This window comes from Sinorhizobium alkalisoli, from assembly GCF_008932245.1.
GTDB classification, from domain to species: domain Bacteria; phylum Pseudomonadota; class Alphaproteobacteria; order Rhizobiales; family Rhizobiaceae; genus Sinorhizobium; species Sinorhizobium alkalisoli.
Genome location: NZ_CP034909.1, coordinates 3,567,338 through 3,589,577 on the forward strand (window position 1 = coordinate 3,567,338; position 22,240 = coordinate 3,589,577).

General features: G+C 60.9%; 24 protein-coding genes and 2 tRNA genes. 12 read left to right on the forward strand and 14 right to left on the reverse strand.

Annotated features, from left to right (window positions below):
• Window positions 1-22: 22 nt before the first annotated feature.
• Entirely contained in the window at window positions 23-538 is a 516-nt protein-coding gene (fabA, locus tag EKH55_RS16945) for a 3-hydroxyacyl-[acyl-carrier-protein] dehydratase FabA (RefSeq protein WP_069459859.1), read from the reverse strand.
• Between the two features lie 372 nt (window positions 539-910).
• On the opposite strand from fabA, the gene irrA reads away from it, so the two are divergent.
• Window positions 911-1,333, forward strand: coding sequence for an iron response transcriptional regulator IrrA (irrA, locus tag EKH55_RS16950; RefSeq protein ID WP_069460031.1), 423 nt, complete (start codon window positions 911-913; stop codon window positions 1,331-1,333).
• Between the two features lie 18 nt (window positions 1,334-1,351).
• Here the strand turns inward: irrA and EKH55_RS16955 are convergent, their stop codons facing one another.
• Both EKH55_RS16955 and EKH55_RS16960 read right to left on the reverse strand, forming a co-directional pair.
• Window positions 1,352-1,987, reverse strand: coding sequence for a trimeric intracellular cation channel family protein (locus EKH55_RS16955; protein WP_069459858.1), 636 nt, complete (start codon window positions 1,985-1,987; stop codon window positions 1,352-1,354).
• 70 nt (window positions 1,988-2,057) lie between these two features.
• A complete protein-coding gene (locus EKH55_RS16960) occupies window positions 2,058-2,849 on the reverse strand; it encodes a YdcF family protein (protein ID WP_069459857.1) in 792 nt (263 codons plus the stop codon).
• 181 nt (window positions 2,850-3,030) lie between these two features.
• On the opposite strand from EKH55_RS16960, the gene EKH55_RS16965 reads away from it, so the two are divergent.
• The gene (locus EKH55_RS16965; protein ID WP_192803727.1) at window positions 3,031-3,423 is read left to right on the forward strand and encodes a cupin domain-containing protein; all 393 of its coding nucleotides are present in this window, start codon (window positions 3,031-3,033) and stop codon (window positions 3,421-3,423) included.
• Window positions 3,424-3,754: 331 nt separating this feature from the next.
• A complete protein-coding gene (locus EKH55_RS16970; RefSeq protein WP_151611874.1) occupies window positions 3,755-4,486 on the forward strand; it encodes a DUF6538 domain-containing protein in 732 nt (243 codons plus the stop codon).
• Here the strand turns inward: EKH55_RS16970 and EKH55_RS30435 are convergent.
• Complete coding sequence (locus EKH55_RS30435; protein ID WP_151611875.1) at window positions 4,437-4,700, reverse strand: hypothetical protein; 264 nt, start codon at window positions 4,698-4,700, stop codon at window positions 4,437-4,439. The two genes, EKH55_RS16970 and EKH55_RS30435, sit on opposite strands and share 50 nt — an antisense overlap.
• Window positions 4,678-5,226, reverse strand: a complete 549-nt coding sequence (socA, locus tag EKH55_RS16980; protein WP_151611876.1) for a type VI toxin-antitoxin system SocA family antitoxin — start codon at window positions 5,224-5,226, stop codon at window positions 4,678-4,680. Before socA ends, EKH55_RS30435 begins: the two co-directional genes overlap by 23 nt.
• A gap of 392 nt (window positions 5,227-5,618) precedes the next feature.
• Here socA and EKH55_RS16985 point away from each other — a divergent pair, with 392 nt between their 5' ends.
• From EKH55_RS16985 to EKH55_RS17000, 3 genes are all read left to right on the forward strand, one after another.
• On the forward strand, window positions 5,619-6,140 hold the full coding sequence (locus EKH55_RS16985) for a hypothetical protein (protein ID WP_151611877.1): 522 nt from the start codon (window positions 5,619-5,621) through the stop codon (window positions 6,138-6,140).
• Window positions 6,141-6,249: 109 nt separating this feature from the next.
• The gene (locus EKH55_RS16990; protein WP_151611878.1) at window positions 6,250-6,894 is read left to right on the forward strand and encodes a recombinase family protein; all 645 of its coding nucleotides are present in this window, start codon (window positions 6,250-6,252) and stop codon (window positions 6,892-6,894) included.
• Between the two features lie 1,773 nt (window positions 6,895-8,667).
• Entirely contained in the window at window positions 8,668-9,072 is a 405-nt protein-coding gene (locus EKH55_RS17000; protein WP_151611880.1) for a hypothetical protein, read from the forward strand.
• Between the two features lie 5 nt (window positions 9,073-9,077).
• Here EKH55_RS17000 and dcd read toward each other — a convergent pair whose 3' ends face one another.
• From dcd to EKH55_RS17025, 5 genes are all read right to left on the reverse strand, one after another.
• Window positions 9,078-9,635, reverse strand: coding sequence for a dCTP deaminase (gene dcd, locus EKH55_RS17005; protein WP_210249905.1), 558 nt, complete (start codon window positions 9,633-9,635; stop codon window positions 9,078-9,080).
• On the reverse strand, window positions 9,629-10,867 hold the full coding sequence (locus tag EKH55_RS17010) for a hypothetical protein (protein WP_151611881.1): 1,239 nt from the start codon (window positions 10,865-10,867) through the stop codon (window positions 9,629-9,631). The genes dcd and EKH55_RS17010 overlap by 7 nt, the downstream gene beginning before the upstream one ends.
• A complete protein-coding gene (locus EKH55_RS17015; RefSeq protein WP_151611882.1) occupies window positions 10,845-11,294 on the reverse strand; it encodes a hypothetical protein in 450 nt (149 codons plus the stop codon). The genes EKH55_RS17010 and EKH55_RS17015 overlap by 23 nt, the downstream gene beginning before the upstream one ends.
• Before the next feature lie 323 nt (window positions 11,295-11,617).
• Window positions 11,618-11,693 (reverse strand) — tRNA-Ala (locus EKH55_RS17020).
• 245 nt (window positions 11,694-11,938) lie between these two features.
• Entirely contained in the window at window positions 11,939-12,331 is a 393-nt protein-coding gene (locus EKH55_RS17025; protein WP_069460030.1) for a TIGR02300 family protein, read from the reverse strand.
• Window positions 12,332-12,614: 283 nt separating this feature from the next.
• Between EKH55_RS17025 and aroA the strand changes: the two genes are divergently transcribed.
• The 3 genes from aroA (at window position 12,615) to rpsA (ending at window position 16,587) form a co-directional block, all read left to right on the forward strand.
• On the forward strand, window positions 12,615-13,982 hold the full coding sequence (gene aroA, locus EKH55_RS17030; RefSeq protein WP_151611883.1) for a 3-phosphoshikimate 1-carboxyvinyltransferase: 1,368 nt from the start codon (window positions 12,615-12,617) through the stop codon (window positions 13,980-13,982).
• Entirely contained in the window at window positions 13,982-14,620 is a 639-nt protein-coding gene (gene cmk / locus EKH55_RS17035) for a (d)CMP kinase (protein ID WP_151611884.1), read from the forward strand. Before aroA ends, cmk begins: the two co-directional genes overlap by 1 nt.
• A gap of 260 nt (window positions 14,621-14,880) precedes the next feature.
• A complete protein-coding gene (rpsA, locus tag EKH55_RS17040) occupies window positions 14,881-16,587 on the forward strand; it encodes a 30S ribosomal protein S1 (protein WP_069459853.1) in 1,707 nt (568 codons plus the stop codon).
• 189 nt (window positions 16,588-16,776) lie between these two features.
• Here rpsA and EKH55_RS17045 read toward each other — a convergent pair whose 3' ends face one another.
• Window positions 16,777-18,315 carry a hypothetical protein gene (locus EKH55_RS17045; protein WP_151611885.1) on the reverse strand — a complete coding sequence of 513 codons (1,539 nt, stop codon included), beginning with the start codon at window positions 18,313-18,315 and terminating at the stop codon, window positions 16,777-16,779.
• Window positions 18,316-18,638: 323 nt separating this feature from the next.
• On the opposite strand from EKH55_RS17045, the gene EKH55_RS17050 reads away from it, so the two are divergent.
• A complete protein-coding gene (locus EKH55_RS17050; RefSeq protein WP_151611886.1) occupies window positions 18,639-18,992 on the forward strand; it encodes a DUF6665 family protein in 354 nt (117 codons plus the stop codon).
• Here the strand turns inward: EKH55_RS17050 and EKH55_RS17055 are convergent.
• Window positions 18,989-19,510 carry a BA14K family protein gene (locus tag EKH55_RS17055; RefSeq protein ID WP_069459851.1) on the reverse strand — a complete coding sequence of 174 codons (522 nt, stop codon included), beginning with the start codon at window positions 19,508-19,510 and terminating at the stop codon, window positions 18,989-18,991. The two genes, EKH55_RS17050 and EKH55_RS17055, sit on opposite strands and share 4 nt — an antisense overlap.
• Before the next feature lie 313 nt (window positions 19,511-19,823).
• On the opposite strand from EKH55_RS17055, the gene EKH55_RS17060 reads away from it, so the two are divergent.
• Window positions 19,824-19,908, forward strand: a tRNA-Leu gene (locus tag EKH55_RS17060).
• Between the two features lie 139 nt (window positions 19,909-20,047).
• On the opposite strand, the gene EKH55_RS17065 is transcribed toward EKH55_RS17060, so the two are convergent.
• Both EKH55_RS17065 and EKH55_RS17070 read right to left on the reverse strand, forming a co-directional pair.
• Complete coding sequence (locus EKH55_RS17065) at window positions 20,048-21,079, reverse strand: hydroxyacid dehydrogenase (RefSeq protein WP_069459850.1); 1,032 nt, start codon at window positions 21,077-21,079, stop codon at window positions 20,048-20,050.
• An 82-nt stretch (window positions 21,080-21,161) separates the two neighbouring features.
• The gene (locus EKH55_RS17070; protein WP_069459849.1) at window positions 21,162-21,491 is read right to left on the reverse strand and encodes a hypothetical protein; all 330 of its coding nucleotides are present in this window, start codon (window positions 21,489-21,491) and stop codon (window positions 21,162-21,164) included.
• A 118-nt stretch (window positions 21,492-21,609) separates the two neighbouring features.
• Between EKH55_RS17070 and EKH55_RS17075 the strand changes: the two genes are divergently transcribed.
• Window positions 21,610-22,236 carry a ribonuclease D gene (locus EKH55_RS17075; RefSeq protein ID WP_069459848.1) on the forward strand — a complete coding sequence of 209 codons (627 nt, stop codon included), beginning with the start codon at window positions 21,610-21,612 and terminating at the stop codon, window positions 22,234-22,236.
• Window positions 22,237-22,240 lie beyond the last annotated feature (4 nt).

Sequence of the window (22,240 nt, forward strand, 5' to 3'; positions counted from 1 at the left end):
CGTGCGGGTCAGGGCCCGCAGTTCAATCGGCCTTTTCCTGGAAAAGGCCGACCCTGAGGTCGGTAGCCCTGTAGATCACTTCGCTGTCGGCCTTCATCCAGCCATCGGCGATGCCGAGCACCAGCCGGCCGCGCATCACGCGCTTGAAGTCGATGCCGTATTCGACCAGCTTGGTCTTCGGCGTCACCATGCCGGTGAACTTCACCTCGCCGGTGGAGATGGCACGGCCCTTGCCGAGCTCGCCGAGCCAGCCGAGAAAGAAGCCGGTCAATTGCCACATGGCATCGAGGCCGAGGCAGCCCGGCATAACGGGATCGCCCATGAAATGGCAGGGGAAGAACCACAGATCCGGCGTGATGTCGAACTCGGCACGCACATAGCCCTTGTCGTGCGGACCGCCGGTCTCCGAAATATCGGTGATGCGGTTGAACATCAGCATCGGCGGCAGCGGCAGCTGTGCATTGCCGGGGCCAAACATTTCGCCTCGGCCGCAGGTCAGGATTTCCTCATAGCTGAAGCTGGATTGTCTGGTGGTCATGAAAGGTTGTTTCCCCGCGTGTCTCAAGTGTTGTCTGCCTGCTTTAGAGCAAGCGCGGCCCGAATTGAAGCGCAGCCCGTCGGTGACTGCAGTTTGTCACGTTCTTTCAAGTAGAGCGACATTGCGGTTTGGAAAACCGCCTTGGCATTGTCCTCCATTTCGCTCCCTGTGGCGATATCGTTCCGCCGTCGCTTACAGTATGAATGTGGCCACGGCCAGAGTTAAATGCCAGCCTTCCCCCGCTTTGGCCCGATTTTCAGGCCTTTGCGCGCTACTTCCGGCCTAGAATCTATTGAAAGCAACGGCGCTAGAAGTTATATCGCAAGCTGATGGTCCATGGTCCTCAAGCAGGAATATCGGAACGGTTGCCGTATGACGAAAGCAATGGAGATATCCTCGCAGGAGAGGCTGCGCAAATCGGGCTTGCGTCCGACGCGCCAGCGCGTGGCGCTTGCCGATCTCATCTTCGCCAAGGGCGACCGCCACCTGACGGTGGAGGAACTGCATGAGGAGGCGGTCGTCGCCGGCGTCCCGGTATCGCTCGCGACCGTCTACAACACCCTGCACCAGTTCACCGAGGCGGGAATGATCCGCGTTCTCGCCGTCGAGAGCGCGAAGACCTATTTCGATACCAATGTCTCGGACCACCACCATTTCTTCGTCGAAGGCGAGAACGAGGTCCTCGACATTCCGGTGAGCAACATCCAGATCGACAATCTGCCCGAGGCGCCGGAAGGCATGGAAATCTCCCATGTCGATGTGGTGATCCGCCTGCGCCGCAAATCCCGCTGCTGAGCGGCTGACCTTTCATTATCACATCACCTCGTTCGGGTCGCGGCCCGGCCCCGCCTTGCCGGTCGGCAGCGTCCAGCCGTATCGAAGCGCCCCGCCGCGCACGGCAAAGGCGGCGGCCACGCCGAGCGCCGAGCTTGCCGCGAGAGGCAGTCCGGCGATCGTCGCCAGCACGAAACCGCCGGCACCGACGAGCGCCGCGGTGACGTAGATCTCTGGCCGGAGCAGCACCGAAGGCTCGCCGGCGAGGAGATCACGCAGGATCCCGCCGAAGGTTGCCGTCAGCATGCCGGTCACCAGCGCGACGATCGGCGAACCGGTGGCCGCGAGCCCCTTTGCCGCGCCCATGACGCAATAGGCCGAAAGGCCGATCGCATCGAGCCAGACGAGCATCCGGTAGCGCGACTCCAGACGGTGGGCCCCGAAGAAGACGAGAAGGCCGACCACGGCGCAGACGACGAGATAGGCCGGGTTGACCGCCCAGAACACGGGAGTGGCGCCAAGGACGACGTCGCGCATCGTACCGCCGCCGATGCCGGTCACCGAAGCCAGGAAGATATAGCCTATGATGTCGAGCTGCTTGCGCGAAGCCGACAGTGCGCCGGTCGCCGCAAAGACGGCGACTCCGGCATAGTCGAGAAATTCAAGAATCGGCATCGGGCTCCCCGCGTCATGGTGGGTGAGTTGCAGGCTGGCGCAGCTTGCCTCCTCTCGTCAATGGCTGCCATCAACCCGAATCCGGCAGGACCGTCGGCGTTCGGCCGGTCAAGTAGTAGCCGATCAGGCCGATCCATTCGCGCGCCGCGGTGGTCGTCAATTGGGCATTGAGCGAGGGCTGGGTGAAATCAAAGCCGAGCCGAACCTTGCCGCTGGTGCGGTAGTCCGTCGGCCAGGGCATGACATCTACCCCGAGCCTGCGGAACAGGCCGACCGAACGGGGCATGTGGAAGGCGGAGGTGACGAGCGCGCAGTTCTCAAGCCGATGGGCGGCGAGCAGGTCCTTCGTGTTCGCCGCGTTCTCGAAGGTCGTGCGCGATTCTTCCTCGCGGATCAGACGCTCCGGCCGGATGCCGAAAGCCGCAAAGAAGGCTTCCGACGCCCTCGCATCGCCCTCATAAGTCCCGCTGAACGATCCGTCGCCGCCTGAGACCAGAACGCGTGCCGCCGGATAGGTCCTGGCGAGCCTGACCGTCTCGACGAAGCGATCGCCCGCCTGGTTGAACTCCAGGCCGCCGCGTCCCGCCATCACCTCGTTCTCGAAGGCCCCGCCAAGCACGATGATGCAGGAGAGTTCCCGCGGCGGCGAGGGGCGGGGAAACCGGTCCTCCAGGATCTGCAAGAAATAGGAGCCCGTGCTCGTGAACAGGGTCAAGAACAGCACGAGAAGCCCGAGCACGCTCAAGGCGCCGCTGGTTCGCCGAAGACGGGCGAAGGTCAGCAGCAGGCCGATCAGCAGGCTGAAGAAGGCGAAGGAAAGCGGCTGGGCGACGAGCCAGAAGATTTTCGAAGCGAGGAACATAAAGCCGTTCTTCGGGGGCGGATGGTTAAAATTCCGGAAAATCGACCGGAGAACGAATTGTCACCCGGCATGCAGTTACCTTGGTGTCTGCCCCATGCCGCCCGCGTGTCTTAATATGACGATGGTGCCACAGGGAGGGAAACCGATGAAACGATCTTGCGCATTTTCAACATGTCTCGTTGTGCTGGGCGTCACGGCTGCGGTTGCTCAAGACGATCCGTTGCCGCAGGGCTTCGAGACGCAGCCGCTGATCAAGACGGGCCTGAGCAGAGATGATGATCCGATCGTCTACCCCACCGGAAATCCCGAGGTGATCTCCGTTATCGGTACGCTGACAAAGAACGGACGGACCGCCCTGCACGAACATCCCGTACCCGTGTACGTCTATATCATGGAAGGCGAGGTGGAATTGAGAACGGAAGGCAAGGAGCCGCATCGCTACAAGGCGGGTGAGGCATTCATCGAAACGCAGAACCGCAAGCACCAGGCCTTCAACGCGTCCGACATGCCGACCAAGATTCTAGTGGTTTTTATCGGCGAACAAGGCAAGCCGACAACGGTTGTGACGGAGTGATGGCAGTCCGCTCGGGCGCTGGAGATATATCAACCTGCACCAATATTGATCGAAAACGCCCTGAGTGGCCCGTCTGTCGGCCGCCAGCGGGGTCGCAAACCTCGACCGATGCACGAGCATGGCTCTGCGGTCCGCTCCTCACAGGACATCCGCAGCCGGTCTCACGCACTCGGTGCAGGTTGGTTAAGGCGCCTCGGGAGAGAGTTTGGTGGAGCTAAGCGGGCTACAACCCTCGCCATCTTTTTCGTGAGCTGTTTCAAATTGTTGTTGAAATTCAACGACTGCTGGGACTAAGGCAGGGTACTTTCTTGGGTACTCAGCCGGAGGTTTCATGCCAGCGCCATCGTCAGCCGACACCAAATACCTTGAAGTACACGGCAGCAAATGGCGGGTTGTCGTGAACGTGCCGAGGAAGCTGCAAAGGAAGCTCGGGACAAAACTCAAGCGTCCTCTGGGTACCGACAGCCTTCGCGAAGCCAACCGGTTGAAGTGGGATATCGTGGCTGAACTCAAGGCCGTCATAGAACAGGCCGAACGTCCCGACATGTCGAAGGAGGCTGCCCTTGCCAATGCCCGAGTGAAAGCCATGGAGGAAGCGCGGCGGCTCTCTCTGCGACGACTGGTGGCGTTCGGCACCGAGCAGAGGGAGAGAGTTGACGATGCGATTGAGGACTACGCCGAGGCTCTGGCGGGTGATCCTATCGAGGCCGACGAGCAGGGCCACCCGGTCTACGAACCGAAGCGCGACGCCCTTGCGATGGAGTTTCTTGCGATTGCAAAGGGGAAACGAACGCCCCTCGATTTCCACCATGAGAAGTACATGTCCATGTCGCACGTGAAGGCGCGAACCGCAGCAGACGACAGAAGGGCCTTCAAGTTCCTCAAGGAATGGTGCGAGAAGACTGGCGTTCCTCCGTACCTCCAAGCGATGTCGAAGCGCGAGGCCGTCCGGTTCTGTGACGACCTTCCCGGCTTGGTCGGCAAGAGCGACCCCGCAACGCTGAACAAATACATCAGCCGCCTTTCCGTGTACTGGGCGTGGTTAGAGGGACGCAGGTCCTAAGCAAGCGCTCGTAAATCTTGTCCCACGGAGTGGGCTGCACAGGGGCAAACATTCCGATCTGGAGGTTGAAGACATCTCCGAAGCAAGCCCTGACGTGCTTGTAGGAAAATGTAGAGAAGCGACCTTTCATCTGCCTTAGTGCAGAGCGCTTCAGCTCGTCCGAGAGCGGCGCAATGCGGGCCAAGTCGGTGTCAGGCAAAAGGGGCATCGTCATGTGGTTCTCCAGATAACGGTCGCAAGCCTACCGACACCTTATGGAATCGGAATCGCTCCACAATCACATTATCCGGAATCCGGAGCCCAAACGCAACTTCTGTGCGCGATTTGTTCACGACATGCGACCATGGCGAGTCTTTGGCGTGTGAAAGGTCTACCAACCTCCCCGACGGCATTCGACCGTAAGAGTTCAACACTTGCTGAACCAATCCGGTGAGCCGCGCATCATCGGGTAGGCCAAGCTCTCTCGGCCTTCCCGTCAGCGGGTCCTGACCAGTGGCTCGAAAGTTTATATATTCGGAACCTGCCTCCTTGAAGGAGCGGTAGGCGGTTGGATGCACTGGGCCGTATTGCCATGCCTCAAAATACCCTGATACCAACGGCGTCTTGGTTTGAATGAGGTAAATCCCGTGAGCGAAATACAGGAGCTTCTGAAGCGCAAGGTTGGTGATCTTGATGTCGAGCCGATCAGCTTCATCAAGCATCAGATTGGCTACAGCCCTCGGGTCATATCCCTTGCTCATCTCATATGGCTTTCGCCTTCCATCCATCTATTTGAGGGCCGCGTTAGCTGATTCTTGCTGAACACGAGGTAAAGAGATGGGTGGCGACGAAGCGTCTCGTCGCGATCTCCTGTGTCGTCCCGGCCCTTACCATGGCAGAACTCGGTCTTCCACTCCAGAATGTTGGGGAGAAATTTCTGAGCGACCCATCAAACTACAGGCAACCCGGCGCGTCCCCCCGGGTACCCCCTCGTCTTGCATTGACGGAGCTCTCTGTTAGGCATCTATCAAAGAGAACTGAGGGCGCTGATTTGCATTGCGCGGTTGTGGACATTGGGTCGCCCAGCAAGGGCAACCTTGGTTGGTGGCTTCACGGTCCCGACTGGGATGTCGGCGGAACCGACGTGGAGGCGATGAAGACGGCTTTCGCACATTGCCTCAGGCAAGGCCCTATGGTCCTCGGGTTTGAGGCGCCGATGTATGTTCCCGCCAAGCGAGATTTGATGAGAGCCCTCCAGCAAAGACCGGGGGAAGGGAACCGTCCGTGGAGCGGGTCTGCTGGAGCAACGGTCGCGACGATCTCCATGGCAATCGTCCCCTCCCTTCTCGACTTCCTTTGCGCCGAGGTGCCGAATGCGGTGGCATGGCAGGATTGGACCTATACGCCGACCGAGCCGGGACAGATGCTTGTATTTGAAGCATTCGTGTCGGGCGGTTGCTCCTCTGGTCACGACGTGGATGCAAGGCAAGCAGCCGTGGAGGCTTACAGGCTTCTGACGGGCTCAGCGAAAGTGCTGAGTTATTTGGGTTCTGAGGAATGCTTCAGCTTGTTGGGTGCGGCTTTGATCCACGCTGGCCTCTCCGACGACATCTCGGAACTTAGGCGACCGTGTCTTGTGGTTCGAGCTGAGAAGCAATGGCAGCCTGATCAATAGGGTATGCCTCTGCAGAACCAGTCCGTTGATGGTTCGATAAATGCCTCTTGACTACCCATAGAGAACCAATAATAAGAGAACTACCCATAACGAACCGAGGTAGTTTCCCATGTATGTCCGCGCCTATCTCCGAGCCAGCACCAAAGACCAAGACGCCAGCCGCGCCAAGGACGATCTGTTCCGCTTCGCTGAAGAACGCGGTCTGAAGATCGCAGCCTCCTATATCGAGAACGAGAGCGGCGCTTCTTTGGCCCGCCCTGAACTGTTCCGGTTGCTGTCTGACTGTCATCCCGGCGATGTGCTGCTGGTGGAACAGGTGGACCGCCTAAGCCGGTTGAACGCTGCCGACTGGGAGCGGTTGAAGGCAGAGATACAGGGACGGCGGGTGAAGGTGGTCGCTCTTGATCTTCCGACTTCATGGATGATGGCGACTGCAAATAAGGACGACATCCAAAGCCGGATGCTGGACGCGATCAACGGCATGATGCTGGACATGCTGGCTGCGATTGCAAGGAAGGACTACGAGGATCGCAGGAGGCGACAGGCGCAGGGCATTGCCAAGGCCAAGACGGAAGGCATGTACAAGGGCAGGCCCGAAGACGGTGAACGGAATGCGTCCATCATGACGATGCTCACCAACGGTCAAAGCTGGGCCAGCATCATCGCCGCCACGGGTTGCTCCCGCTCCACACTGTCCCGTCTCTCGAAGCGGGTGAAGGCTAACGCGTTGGCGCGGGGATCGAACGGAGGCTGATCCGGCATACCGCTCAGGAGGCGGTGCGGCTGGGGCGTTTCACACCCCTCGGCCCCGGGGCGGCAAGTGGACACCGACGCAGGTTTCGAGGGTCTTGGATCGGGCCTCCTCTCCGTCATAGCGGGATGGCCGTATTCCGCTTCCGTGGAGGCGTTTCAGAGGGTTCAGCGTCTTTCCGCTACTGCCCCAGCTCGAACCGCAGAACACGCTCAGGAGGCTGCTACGGAATCATGAATCGGGGTCGAATGGGGGCAACAGGAGCACTTTCATTTTGATCGTGCGCCCCCACCGTCGCATCGACACCGCGAAAGGAATTCACCATGGCACATGGCAATGTCGCCCCGCGTCCCGCCTCTGGCGTTCAGCCCCCATCATCAGCAAGGCAATCACGACCAGTCCGATATTTCGCGGTGACCTACTTCGACGGGGAGGAAGTCCTGAGCGGCGGACGGCAGTCCGTCTTCCGTTCGAAACGATTGTACCGCGCCAAGCGGATTGCCCGTTCGAATATGCCGCCCGAGGCCCACCGCATGGAGCTTGTCGAGATCAACGGGGCAGACTTCGAGGAGCGCCGGGAGACCCGACGACAGCGCTCTAGCGAATTGGGGCAACAGTAGGTCTACCCCGGGTTCCTCTATAGTTAACTAAGGTATCCACCTAGATGAACTGGGATTCCTGACCAAAGCTCCCTGAGAGAAGAGGGATGGATCATTCCATCTCCTCCCCATGACCATAGCGTAACCGCAGTGAACCACGGTCTACACCTGCGGTGCAGCCTCAGGGCTGGGCTATGGCTCCCCTCTCGCAGGTGATCTCCGTGGCACCCACGCGGAAGCATTCCAGCGTTCTCACCAGAGCTTGACCCGTAATGAGGAGGATCATTGATCGCCTCCTTCCCCGAAGACAGCCAACCACTGACGTTCGAAGACTGATCTCAGACATGCCTTGGGTCTTCGCCCAGGGCGACTGCTGATAGGTGCTCCCCCAGACGTTGGCAATGCTTGGCATAGGCTGCGGTCGGTCTCTGCGGTCCATCTGCCATGGCTGGTCGCCCCGGCTTTCCGGCGTTTGGGGTCGTCTCCTCCAATTCACCCATCATCATCATCATCATCATCAACAGGAAAGGTACCCTGCATTGATCCCAGCGGTCATCACCGCCATGTACACGATAAAACTGACCGGGTCCTACGTCGCCCGTCATGTCGAAAGCGGCCTTACGGTCGATCTCACCTCCCGTCGAAGCCGCAGCAGCACCAAGGGGCCGATCTCTCCGTTATGTCGGAAGCTGATCGACCTCGGACACGACCCCTGCGGGAAGGTCCACATCATCCGCAGGGCTCTCGACAAGGATGGACACACTCCCGTCTTCCAGCGTGATCGAATGCTCAGAACATGGGCTGGCCTTGATTGCGTCGAGAGCGAGACGCGGTCGGTGCGTGTTCAGAAATGTCGTCCTCGTCCTGAGAAGGTAGACGCATCTCAAAGGGTTTAGCAGCGCTTAGTGATCGGGGTGCCAACGGCAGCCCTGTCCCGCGGCACGGCACTGTGTCTTCAATCCGCCTTGGCTCCTCTTGCTGGAGCCTCGGTGGCAGGACGGATTGCTTCGGGTGTAGCTCGTCCATCGGTGTCTTTTAGTCATGCGTTATTAGCCTGGCCGAACCCGACCAGCCGTTGGTAGCGTCCTCCAAGGCAATCACGCCGACAAGAAACAGTTGCATCATAGAAGCCAGAGCTGTTAGCTCATGATTGGTTGGTAGGACATTGGGGGAGCAGGTGGCTACGATCGATGAACTTGATAAATTGGCAGATGACGAACTGCTGGAACGAATTGGCAAAGCGGCAGCCGCCAGCCTCGACAAAACGGACAATCCGGATACGCTGGGGCTCGCCGGGGGAGATTTGCGCAACCTAGGCCAAAGAATTTATCACCGCCTGAGCCGCGAACTCCATCAGCTTGTTTGCGGTAGCGAAGTCGCTGATGTAGAACAACGGTCGAAACTGACCAAAGTTCTCTCTTTGGACCCAACCCAAATGACCACCGGACTGACGGCTGCCCTGGTGGTGTACTTGGGCGCCGACCCTGTTGTGGCGACCATAGTCGCTGTACTAATGGTAAAGCGCATTGTACTTCCTGCCGGAAGCGAGCTATGCAAGTTCTGGGGAGAGCAACTTTCTTAACATCATCAATTAGTCGTCCCTAGTCCAGGTTTGCGGGAGCCCTTGAACTGGCTCGTTGCGTTAGGGTTCCCGCTCGACGCTTGATGAAGAAAGAGTTGGCAAATTTTCATCCCGGCGACAAGCCTAATCGGGATTTCGCCGACGTTAGCCAGTTCTAAAGTAAGACAACCGGCAAAGCCGGGTTGAACACCGGCTGCCGTCTCAATAATCAGCCCCCGCCGCCCCAAGGATGACTTTCCCGTAACATATCCGGCTAAATCACCTGGGAGATGAAGCCATTCAAGCGTTATCCCGAGAACAAACTTCCCAGGATGAAGTATGAAAGGCTGGCCAAAGGGTACGAAATGCTCTTTGGTGAACCGGCTATCGTGTTCGGAATTTGCTAGATCGAGAATGTGCAGGTTTGACTGCTTCATCGTTCTAAACCATCGTCCGAGCCGAAGATCGATTGAAGCTCCGGCCTCAGCGCGGAACTGTGTTTCATCCGGCGATGGAATGACTGTTAGAGAAGAGTCCGCAGCGGCCACAAACATCCGGTCGGCAAGTTCTTGGCAATTTAACATGCTCGCTGCCCATCATAATTAATCCATTCGTGAACTTCAAAGCTCTTCAGTACCAGATCATTGAGGATGGGGAGTTTCCGCTCCGGCTTCACTCCCGGCAAGCTCCAACGATCCAGGTCATCCCTGATGGCCCATGCTGCGACCAGAATTTCTGCGGGTGTTTGTTTGCCGGTTGGAGAGATCTTGCGGAGCCTTTCTGTCGCCTGATTTACGCCTTCCTCGGAAGGTCGGACGAGGCCACAGTCCGAACAAAGCTTCTCTACGACACGCTGGATGTCAGGGACCATCATTTGGGTAACGTCTTGGGCGATGGCTGCTATTGTGTCCCGCGGAGCATCCGGTTCACTGAATGCCTCTGGAAGCGAGCCACGGCTTGTGAAATCCCAATCGGCAGCTGCGCGGGCTAAATGCCGAGCGCGGACCTTGTTCGGCGGGTAATATTCAGAGGTTCTGCGTCCGCTGTCTGGCGAAAGTATGTATTCGAACGCTGCAAGAAAGGCATCACCGAAGATCCAGAGGCCAAGTAGATCGCAAAAAATCTCCTCACATTGACGTTGAGCAAATGAATTGCTCCTTCCCCAAACTTCCAGAGCCATCAAGTCAGTGTCGATCGTCTCGGGGGTCACTCCCGATGCGAACAACGTCTTGACGTCAGACCAGCGTTTCCGGAACTCTTCAATTACGGCCGCTGCTATCTTGGAAACAAGGTTCGAGCGAACGGTGGTTCGACGCCAAACCGCATGGCCAAGTTCGTGACCTGCCACGGGCACGAGAAGAGCGTTTTGCGCTTCTGAAGCGGGTAGTCCTACAAAAATGTAATTCTCTAGCCTTGAGGGAGGCAGCGGATAAACAAAGGGATTGTAGCTCCATTCAGAGCCAACGACGATCTTGAGGTCGTCTCCCAGCAAAGCTGAGCTGATTTCCTTTATTGGGGCATAAATCTCGAAACTATTTCGTACGTCCGACGAACGAACGATGAACCCGATGAAACCCATCAGGTCGGACACGGTCGCTTGGGCCTCGATTCCGTAGCGCCGTATTATCTTCTCGTCTGTGTCGTCGTCGAGATCTAGTATTTCATTCAGCTGCTCTTGAAGAGCGACCTGAATAAGACGAAGGGCCCCTGCAGAGTCTGGATAAGCCCAGTCTGTGTCAAGGAGCCCAGTGACGAGTTGAACCGCAGCCTGAAGCCTTTGTACCGAAAATTCTTTAGCCAGAGAAACTGTAGTCATAATCGAAGACGCCACGCTCGTTCATACCTTGAGGCATCTTGTTCTTATGAATAAAGTCATGGATGAACAAGCTAAAGGACTTCAAGGGCTTCAATCCGTCTTCGGTAGCTCCCGAGCTGGCGGATTGACGCAGTTCTTGGGCGATCTTCGCTATCTCAGTCGTCAACATTTGCGTTGTGGTTACGCGATGGCTAGTGGCCGTTTGCACCGCAGCAGTTAACATCTCAGATCCAAGCGGCCCGAGGGAAACGCTCGTACTCGCCGCACCTGACTCATAGTGTGCAAGCGAAGCCAAGGCATCCACAAACCTTTCTATGACCTGCACGTCAGCCGGCCTATGGCGCTCGATTTTATCAAGCTGCGTGGCTGCCTTCAAAGCCAGTCTTGCGAGCTCGTCTGCTTCTATAGTGGCTGTGGCGGGGAGCATAAGTTCCTCTCGATCTTAGAACAAATCGGGATCAACGATTGAAGAGTCGCATATTCGCGTAAGGTGCGCCACTCTTTTTTTTGTTCCAATGTCAAGGCTAATTTTCAATTGCATCAAATGTCGTCCAGCCAGTTTGCCGTACGGAGGTTAACATTTCCCCCCTCCACCTTCGCAACTCAAAGCAATGAAGGCCCTTGCGTGGCTTTAAGGCTGACCGCTTCGATGATGGGTACGCAAGCTGGGTACTAACGTGGGTACTAAGCTAGTGCTCGCTAGCAAGCAAGTCTTTGTTTAACCACGTCTTTTCGCGCTTTGGAAAAATTTGGTGGAGCTAAGCGGGATCGAACCGCTGACCTCTTGCATGCCATGCAAGCGCTCTCCCAGCTGAGCTATAGCCCCATCGAGGGTCCGGCTGTGCCGGTCCGGGAACATCGTCGGGCCATCGTGCCCGGCGAGTGGCGGCTTATTACTTCTGCTTTTTGCAGATGGCAAGCCGAAAATTGAAGGCCGGTGCGATTTTCTCTGTCCCCCCGGCTTTGACCCCGACCGCGGGCTGTTCCGGCGGGCGGGGCGGTTTCACGCGTCTTTTGAGACCCTTAGGCCAAGGGCATGCGGGCGAAGCCGCCCGCATCGCTGGAGCTTGATCAGACGTCTTCGTCGTCGTCGGAGACGCCGATGATGTCGCTCATGTCGTCATCATCGTCCTCGTCGTCGGTCTCAAGGAACGTGCTGTCGTCGTCGTCGCTGTCGATCTCGACGTCGTCATCGCCGAGATCCGGCAGGTCGTCGCCGCCCGCAGCCTCGTCGTCGGCATCCTCGAGCGAAACGAGTTCGACTTCCGTGTTCTCTGCATCGACTTCCGTGACGTCTTCCTCCTCCTCCTTCTCGAGCACCTTGGCGACGGAGCTTTCCTCGAAGAAGGACAGCGGATAGGACTTGCCCGTATAGGGGGAGACGATCGGATCACGGTTCAGATCGTAAAATTTGCGCCCGGTTTCCGGGTCGATACGCTTTGTTCCAAGTTCCGGTTTTGCCACAGTCAAAGCCTCTTGAATGGCCGGCGAGCCGGCACTTGCCGGTAATCCCGGCTGATGGAAAGGTATCAAACTGATGATTGATTAGCCGGTCCCCTTAATCGTCTTGGCCGCGTCTGTCAAAGACAAACTTCCGTGTCGCGTCACGGCAATTTCTTCCCCTTGAGAGGATGACCCATTTTCAGCTTTGTGTTACGGAGCCGGCCAGACGGAGCGGCTCCACCTTTTGCCATCACAGCAGGGTTGCGGGCCGCCGCCACGCCGGACTGTTAGAGGAAAAAGCACCATGTCCCACGGCCAGAGCTCGCGGCCCGCCACCGCACGCAAGTCTTCCGATCTCAAAGGCACCGTGCGGATCCCCGGCGACAAGTCGATCTCGCATCGCTCCTTCATGTTCGGCGGCCTTGCCTCGGGCGAGACGCGCATCACCGGCCTGCTCGAAGGCGAGGACGTGATCAACACCGGCAAGGCCATGCAGGCCATGGGCGCGAAAATCCGCAAGGAGGGCGACGCCTGGATCATCGACGGTGTCGGAAACGGGGCGCTGCTCGCGCCGGAAGCGCCGCTCGATTTCGGCAATGCCGGCACGGGCTGCCGCCTGACCATGGGCCTGGTCGGCGTCTATGATTTCGCGTCCACCTTCGTCGGCGACGCCTCGCTTACGAAGCGGCCGATGGGGCGCGTCCTCGATCCGCTGCGTGAGATGGGCGTGCAGGTGAAGTCGGCCGAGGGCGACCGCCTGCCGGTGATGCTGCACGGGCCGAAGACGCCGAACCCGATCACCTATCGCGTGCCGATGGCTTCCGCCCAGGTGAAGTCCGCCGTGCTGCTCGCCGGCCTCAACACGCCCGGCATCACGACCGTCATAGAGCCGGTGATGACGCGCGATCACACGGAAAAGATGCTCCAGGGCTTCGGCGCCGATCTCTCGGTCGAGACCGATGCGGCGGGCGTGCGCACCATCCGCCTCGAGGGCCGCGGCAGGCTCACCGGCCAGGTGATCGACGTGCCCGGCGACCCGTCCTCGACCGCCTTTCCGCTGGTCGCCGCCCTTATCGTTCCGGGTTCCGACGTCACCATTCTCAACGTCCTGATGAACCCGACCCGTACCGGCCTGATCCTGACGCTGCAGGAAATGGGCGCCAACATCGAGGTCATGAACAAGCGCCTTGCCGGCGGCGAGGACGTCGCGGATCTGCGCGTGCGCCATTCCGAACTGAAGGGGGTCACCGTGCCGGAAGAGCGCGCACCGTCGATGATCGACGAATATCCGGTGCTCGCCGTCGCCGCCGCCTTTGCCGAGGGCACCACGGTGATGAACGGGCTCGACGAGCTGCGCGTCAAGGAATCGGACAGGCTTTCCGCCGTTGCCGATGGCCTGAAGCTCAACGGCGTCGATTGCGACGAGGGCGAAGCCTCGCTCGTGGTGCGGGGGCGCCCCGATGGCAAGGGCCTCGGCAACGCCCCGGGCGAAAAGGTGAAAACCCATCTCGATCACCGCATCGCCATGAGCTTCCTCGTCCTGGGGCTCGCCTCGGAACATCCAGTGACGGTCGACGACGCGACGATGATCGCCACCAGCTTCCCGGAATTCATGGGCCTGATGACGGGGCTGGGCGCGAAGATCGAGCAGACCGAGACCAAGGCAGGGTGATGACACTGGTGATTGCCATCGACGGACCCGCAGCAGCCGGCAAGGGAACGCTCTCGCGCCGCATCGCCGAGGAATACGGCTTCCATCATCTCGATACCGGGCTCACCTATCGCGCCACCGCGAAGGCGCTTCTCGATGCGCGACTGCCGCTCGACGATGAGGAGGTGGCGGAGAAGACGGCGCGCGAGGTGGAGCTTGCCGGGCTCGATCGTTCCGTGCTTTCGGCCCATGAGATCGGCGAAGCGGCCTCGAAGATCGCCGTCATGCCGGCCGTGCGCAGGGCGCTGGTCGAGGCGCAGCGCGCCTTTTCCCGGAAGGAGCCGGGAACGGTGCTCGACGGCCGCGACATCGGCACCGTCGTCTGCCCCGATGCGGCGGTGAAGCTCTATGTCACCGCCTCGCCCGAAGTCCGGGCGAGGCGGCGCTATGACGAGATCGTCGCCGGCGGCGGGAGTGCCGACTATGACGCCATCTTCGAGGACGTGAAACGGCGCGATGAGCGCGACATGGGCCGGACCGACAGCCCGCTCAGGCCCGCCGAGGACGCGCACTTGCTTGACACGTCTGAAATGAGTATAGAGGCGGCATTCCAGGCGGCGAAAATGCTGATCGACGCGGCCTTGAAAGAGAATATCTGAGGAAGGCCTCGTCCTCGGCCCCGGCCGGACTGCCTTCCGGCATGATCTCGAAAACCCTACCGCGGTTTCGGGACGGATCATGCGAAATCAAGAATCCGGATCGTGACGACAGTTCGACAGAATGGTCGGCATGTTCCGAAGAAGCCTGAAATTCCGTCCACGCGCCGGAAAGCCCCGTTGAAGGGGCGGACTGGGTTCAGGCCGTTCAACGCGAACCACCGGCGCATATGCGTCTCAAGCGAGATGCAGCAGGAGATTATATGTCTGCAACCACCCCCACCCGTGATGATTTCGCAGCACTTCTGGAAGAGTCCTTCGCCAAGACGGACCTCGCCGAAGGCTACGTCGCCAAGGGCGTCGTCACGGCCATCGAAAAGGACGTCGCCATCGTCGACGTCGGTCTCAAGGTCGAAGGCCGCGTGCCGCTGAAGGAATTCGGCGCCAAGGCAAAGGACGGCGCGCTCAAGGTCGGCGACGAGGTCGAAGTTTACGTTGAGCGCATCGAAAACGCGCTCGGCGAAGCCGTGCTCTCGCGCGAGAAGGCTCGCCGCGAGGAAAGCTGGCAGCGCCTGGAAGTGAAGTTCGAAGCCGGCGAGCGTGTCGAAGGCATCATCTTCAACCAGGTCAAGGGCGGCTTCACCGTCGATCTCGACGGCGCCGTGGCCTTCCTGCCGCGTTCGCAGGTCGACATCCGTCCGATCCGCGACGTGACGCCGCTGATGCATAACCCGCAGCCCTTCGAAATCCTGAAGATGGACAAGCGCCGCGGCAACATCGTCGTTTCGCGCCGCACGGTTCTGGAAGAGTCCCGCGCCGAGCAGCGTTCTGAGATCGTTCAGAACCTCGAGGAAGGCCAGGTTGTCGAAGGCGTCGTCAAGAACATCACCGATTACGGTGCGTTCGTCGACCTCGGCGGCATCGACGGCCTGCTGCACGTCACCGACATGGCATGGCGCCGCGTCAACCATCCGTCGGAGATCCTGAGCATCGGCCAGCAGGTCAAGGTCCAGATCATCCGCATCAACCAGGAAACCCACCGCATCTCGCTCGGCATGAAGCAGCTCGAGTCCGATCCGTGGGATGGCATCGGTGCGAAGTATCCGGTCGGCAAGAAGATCACCGGTACCGTCACGAACATCACCGACTACGGTGCGTTCGTCGAGCTGGAGCCGGGCATCGAAGGCCTGATCCACATCTCCGAAATGTCCTGGACCAAGAAGAACGTCCATCCCGGCAAGATCCTGTCCACCAGCCAGGAAGTCGACGTGGTCGTTCTCGAAGTCGACCCGACCAAGCGCCGCATCTCGCTCGGCCTCAAGCAGACGCTCGAGAACCCGTGGCAGGCCTTCGCCCATAGCCATCCGGCCGGCACCGAAGTCGAAGGCGAAGTCAAGAACAAGACCGAGTTCGGTCTGTTCATCGGCCTCGACGGCGATGTCGATGGCATGGTCCACCTCTCCGATCTCGACTGGAACCGCCCGGGCGAGCAGGTCATTGAGGAATTCAACAAGGGCGATGTCGTCCGTGCTGTCGTTCTCGATGTGGACGTCGACAAGGAGCGCATCTCGCTCGGCATCAAGCAGCTCGGCCGCGATGCCGTTGGTGAAGCTGCCGCTTCCGGAGAACTGCGCAAGAACGCCGTCGTTTCGGCCGAGGTCATCGGCGTCAACGATGGCGGCATCGAGGTGAAGCTCGTCAACCACGAGGACATCACGGCCTTCATCCGCCGCGCCGATCTCTCGCGTGACCGCGACGAGCAGCGCCCGGAGCGCTTCTCCGTCGGCCAGACCGTCGATGCCCGCGTCACCAACTTCTCCAAGAAGGACCGCAAGATCCAGCTGTCGATCAAGGCTCTGGAAATCGCGGAAGAGAAGGAAGCCGTCGCTCAGTTCGGTTCGTCCGACTCCGGCGCTTCGCTCGGCGACATTCTGGGTGCGGCCCTCAAGAGCCGCCAGGGCAACGAATAATCGTTCTTGCACTGACAGCAATGGAACCCGCGGAGAGCGATCTCCGCGGGTTTTTTTCATGGGCGGAACTACACGACGGACAGGATTGCCGTAGCGCCCGGGGATTTCGGCATCGGTTGAGGAGACATGAGGTCGACGGGACGCGGCGCGATTCGCGGATGATCTGCGCGACCGGGCAGAGCACGATGCTCAACCGAGGCCGCCGAGTTTCCTGTAGAGATCGTAGGGATCGGCGTCCGGCTCTTCCGACGGATCATCTTCGCCGTGCTGACGGGCGTCGCCTTCGCCGCCATCCTCCGCTCCGGGTTCGGCATTCTCATCGCTCTCGTCCTGCGGCTCCCGCTCCGGCTTGTCATTTTCCGCCTCCGCCTGGGTCGGCGGGAAGGGGACAAGCGCAAAAGGGATGACTTCTTTGGGAAGTCCGCTGTCGACGAGAAGGGCGATCGCCTGCTGCGTCGACGGGTCGTCGGGCGCCTGCAGCGGACGCTGCTGGATGGCGGCACCGTCCCGGGAAGGAGGGTCGTTCCGGTCCATCGCGTCCGGATCGACGGAAGGCTCGCCGCCTGCCATCGTGCTACGCGACCGAATGGCGCTATCCCGCGCCGGTTCTTGGGTGGGAAGATCCGCTGACGGGTGCCGTCGATCGCCGGGGGAACCCGGCGATTCTGATCGCGCGCCGACCGCCGGCTTGTGCAAGTCGGCGGGGCTCTCGCCCGCAAGCGCGTTGACGGCATCGCCGAGCGCGCGCGAGGGGGCTGCCGTTCCATTCCGCGCGGCGGCCGGCCGCGCCTGTTGCCGCTCGCCTTCCCCCCTGGCCCGCGGCGGCCCGTAGGTACCGTCCGAATCCGGTCCCGCTGGGCCTTCTTCCGGCTCTCGGTCCGCCCCACCGTGTCGCGCCTGCTCCGTCTTCGCTTCGGCCTTCCGCCTTGCATCGGAGACGGGTGTGTCGCCACCCGAGGCTGCCGGTGTCTGGCCGGCCTTCTCTGGCGGTGCCCGTGGGGCGCTGCTGTCGGCATCGCCGGGCAAAATCCTGTGCACCGTTTCCGTGGGGCCGTCTTCAATCGGGGCCGGACTATGCGTTTCGACCGGAGCCCGGCGGCTCTCGCCGGCATTTTCCGGCTTTGGACTGCCCGCACGCGCCGCGTCCGGCCTCAGCTCGGGCCGGTCTTCGATCGCCGGATCGGTTCCTCCGGCCTCGCCATCGGCGCCGAAAGTTCTTTTCAACATCGCCTGCAGCAAGGCCGCGTCGGCTGTCGAGGCCGGCGCAGCAGGATTCTGCAGCGGCGGCGCCGACAGGGGCAAGCTTCTAATTGCAGGCCGCTCGGCAGGAAGCGGCGGTACGGCCCCGGGCTCGGCCGGCGGCACGCTTGCCGCTTCGCGGGCTGCCGCGGCGAGACGTTGTAGCGGATTGCGGGAAAGCTCCCTCTCGACGGCGAGACGTTCAGGTGCGGGCAGGGATTCGATGAACGCCACCAGCCGTCGAGCGGCGGCCAGTTCCCTGTCCTGGGGCAGGAACGACGATTTCAGGAGGCGGGAAAGATCGTCGGTCAACCGCGCAACGGCATCGCTGGAAACTACCTGATCGCCGGAAAGGTGATGGGCGAGCGCATCGAGGATCTTCTGGACCGCCACTGCCCGCGGGCCCACGGAGGGCAGCGAACGGCGAACACCCTGGGCGTCATCGCCCGGGCCGGTCGCGTTCCTGATCGTGACGATGGGCATCGGCATCTGCTCTCCAAGGCGCGCGGCGGTCCGTGCCGAGCTATGCTCGCCGTCGCGATTCCAGGTGATCGGAGGGGCGCTTCATGCGCTTTGCTGCATGTCTTTGCACTTAAAGTCGCGGTCGATTCCAGGAGACAGGCAGTTGCCCGCATGGTCCGCCGCGGGCTCGAACGCTTCGACTCTGCGCATCGAGCGCCAAAGATAAACCGGAGAGGTTTATCAAGCGTTAACCATGTTGTAGGGGGGCGCGGCCGCCCTTGCATCGGAACTTCTCCAGGTCCATCCTGCCTCTGCCGAGACACCGGATCCCGAACTTGATGGAGCCGCCGATGACAATCCGTCCGCCGCAATCGCTCAGTCCTCGCGGGGTCACCGGCGGTGGCCTCAACGTTTTGGAATACGAGCTGATGGCGGAGCGCGCGGACGCGCTTGGCCGCCACGGCCTGAAAGTCGAGACAGCGATCGCGGCGCTGAGCGGTTTCGACGCCGACAAGCAGCCGCCGCAGGAAAGGCATCGGCTGCTCGACGAGGCAGCCGATGCGGTCTGGGCATTTCTGATCCAGCGCGAAATATGCGGCTTGCGCGACAGCCGTGACGTCGTTCGCCGCTATGGCATCCCAAAGGAGGTCATGGCGCGCCTGGGCATCGTCCGCAGACGACAGTCCCGGGCCGAGCCCGCTTAGCGGTACGGCGAATTGCAGACCCTGTAGAGCCCGCTATAGGCCAGATAACGGTTGGTCGCCGGATTGTAGGAGCGATAGCGCGACAGGCACCAGTTCACATGCGCGCTGTAACCCTGCCCGACATAGCCGGGACGGTAATGTCGGTAGCCGTAATCGGGGCGGAAATAGCGGTAGCCATAGTAGCCGGGGCCGTAATACCGGGGACCGAAATAATAGCGGTTCCCATAATAGTAGCGGCCCGGATAATAGCCGGGACCCGTCCCGATAGTGATGCTGATGCCCGAGCGTCTCGGATAATAGCCGCCACCCCAGCCGCCGTAGGTGCCCGACCACGGCCCGTAATAGCGCGGGCCCCAGCCATAATAGTGTCCACGGTGGCGCACGGGCTCGATTTCCGCCGGCACCGAGGCCGCTATGTCGAGCACCGGACGCGGCATGGCCATGGCAGGCGCTGCAGGAGGGATCACGGAGGCGGCCGCCAATGCGCAGCTCAGAACGAAATTGCGAAATCCCGTCATCTTGTCCTCACTTTCAGAAAGCCGTGCTTTCCGGTTACCGTCCCTTCTCTGTCCTTGCTGTTTGCGGGTTTATCCCAACGCCGCGGCACGCGTCTGAAATGCCGGATTTCCGCGCCGGTCAGCATGCCTCAAGCATGCGCCTCTTGAGCGGTGATGTCACTGAATTTCTTCAGCTATCGCCGCGGGCAGGGGTTCGCCGCGAAGTGCCGTCACGCGATCGCACGATTTTGCCTCGGCTTTTTCGCCTTCCGACACGAAAACTTCAAAATGCCTGTTGACACTTTGGGCCGGGCCTTTTACATGCCGGTCCGTCGCCCAGATGGCGGAATTGGTAGACGCGCAGGTTTCAGGTACCTGTGCCGCGAGGCGTGGAGGTTCGAGTCCTCTTCTGGGCACCATTTCCCCTTTTCAGATCGTCTCTGACGATCATGAATTGCAGAAAAGACCCGGTTCGCCGGGTTTTTTGCATGTCAGGGGTGCGCTCTTTCAAGCCGCTCTGTCCGCCTGCCCGGTGCGTTATTGCCCGGTTGGGGCGCGTCAATTGACCGTGACCGGCCGCGAGCGCATCCGCCTGACCGTTTCGCGCTCCGCCCGCTTGCAGCGCATCGGCGGCAGGTCGCGGTCCATCAGTTCCATGTCCTCAAGCACCATGTCGCCCATCTTCTTGAACGCGACGTCGAGCGCCCCCGCGCGATGCGCAGAGCGCAGGAAACCCGGAAGCCTGCGGATCCTGTGGTCGAGCGGCAGCGGTTCTTCCGGAAAGACGTCGCTCGCCGCGAGGATATGGCCGCGCTCGACCGCCGCAACGAGCGCGTCGAAGTCGACGACGCCGGCGCGGCTGAGGAGGATGAAGGCGGCGCCGCGGCGCATCCTGGCGAAGGCATCGGCGCCGAGGAAGCCCTCGTTCTCGCTCGTCACGGCGGCGACGACGAAGACGAAATCACTTTCAGAAAGCACCATTTCCAGCAAAGCCGGCTCGACGCCGCTGTCCTTGAGAAGGGAGGCCGGCAGCCAGGGGTCATGAACGCGGATGCGGGCGCGGAATCCGGAAAGCACGCGGTTCAAGGCTCGTCCGAGATCACCGAAGCCGATGATGCCGATCTCGGAGCCGGAAAGAAGCCGCGCCGAGCGGTTGCCTTCGCCGCCCCAGAGCTCGCGCCCTTCGCGAAAGGCGAGATCGGCATCGACGATGCCGCGGGCGAGATTGAGCGCCATTGCGAGACCCAGTTCCGCCACCGGCTCGGCGAAGACCTGCCCCGTCGTCAGCACATGAATGCCGCGGCGGAACAGGATCGCATAGGGCATGTTGTCGAGGAGATTGCTTTCGACATTGAGGATCGCCCGCAAGCGCGGCAGGCGCTCGAGCGTGTCCTCGTCCAGGGGTGGCTGGCCTATGATATAGCGCGCTTCGCCGAGCGTCTCGTCGCCTAGCCCGGCAAAGTCTGCGGGATCGGCTTCGATCACACGATAGCCCCGATGGAGCAAGGCAAGGGCCTCGGGCGTGAAGATCAGATCGAGTGTGCGTGGCGCGGGGGCGCTGATGACGAGCGGGCGGTCTATCTCCGTCATGTCTCTCCTCCCGATCGGCTGCGGGCACGGCAACCGTTTCATCTTTGCAGGAGCAGGCAACCCTTGCCAAGACGGCTGCGGGTCAATAGTTCAGCCCGCGTTTCTGCCGCTCGAGCGACGGCGGCAGCCGCCCGCTCTGGAAGACCGGACCGCCGCCCTTGCGGCAGCGGTAGATGGTTTCATAGCGAGGCCGGCCGCTGGAGGGCTCGAACGGACCGTAACGGTCGACGAAAACCTGCTCGCAGACCACATCGGCACCTTCCTTGAGCGGATCGAGCGGCTCAACGCCGGGAAGGTCGTGAAACGCCTGCGCAAGCTGCAGCGTCGCCCGGTCCGCCAAGCCTGGCTGGGAGGAGAGACCGAGAAGCAGAGCGGCCAAAGGAAGCGCCGAGGCGGAACGAAACCTGATCATGCTTGCGGACTTTTCCGGCAGGGGCCGGCGAATTCGACGCCGACGCGAGAGGAACGGTATCGCGGCCGCCAAACTTGCGCTATAGGCCAACGACGTTGAAGGCATTTGGGGATTTTCAATGGCAAATACAATAAGGTTCCACGAAGGCGATATTTCCGCGACGGACGCCGCGCGCTATACGGGTGCGATCGCCATCGACACGGAAACGCTGGGCCTTGTCCCCCGCCGCGACCGCCTTTGCGTCGTGCAGCTCTCCCCGGGCGACGGCAGCGCCGACGTGATCCGCATCGCCGCCGGCCAGAGGCAAGCGCCGAATCTCGTAGCGATGCTCGCCGATCCCGCCCGCCAGAAGATCTTCCATTTCGGCCGCTTCGATATCGCAGTGCTGTTCCACACCTTCGGCGTCACGGCGGCGCCCGTCTTCTGCACGAAGATCGCCTCGCGTCTCACCCGCACCTATACGGACCGGCACGGGCTCAAGGACAATCTCAAGGAACTGCTCGACGTCGACATTTCCAAGCAGCAGCAATCGTCCGACTGGGCCGCCGATATCCTCTCGCCGGCGCAGCTCGAATATGCGGCTTCCGACGTGCTCCATCTGCATGCCTTGCGCGACAGGCTGACCGAACGCCTCCTGCGCGACGGCCGCATCGAGCATGCCGAAGCCTGCTTCGCCTTCCTGCCGACACGGGCCAAGCTGGACCTGCTCGGCTGGGAAGAGACCGATATTTTCGCCCACAGCTGAGCGT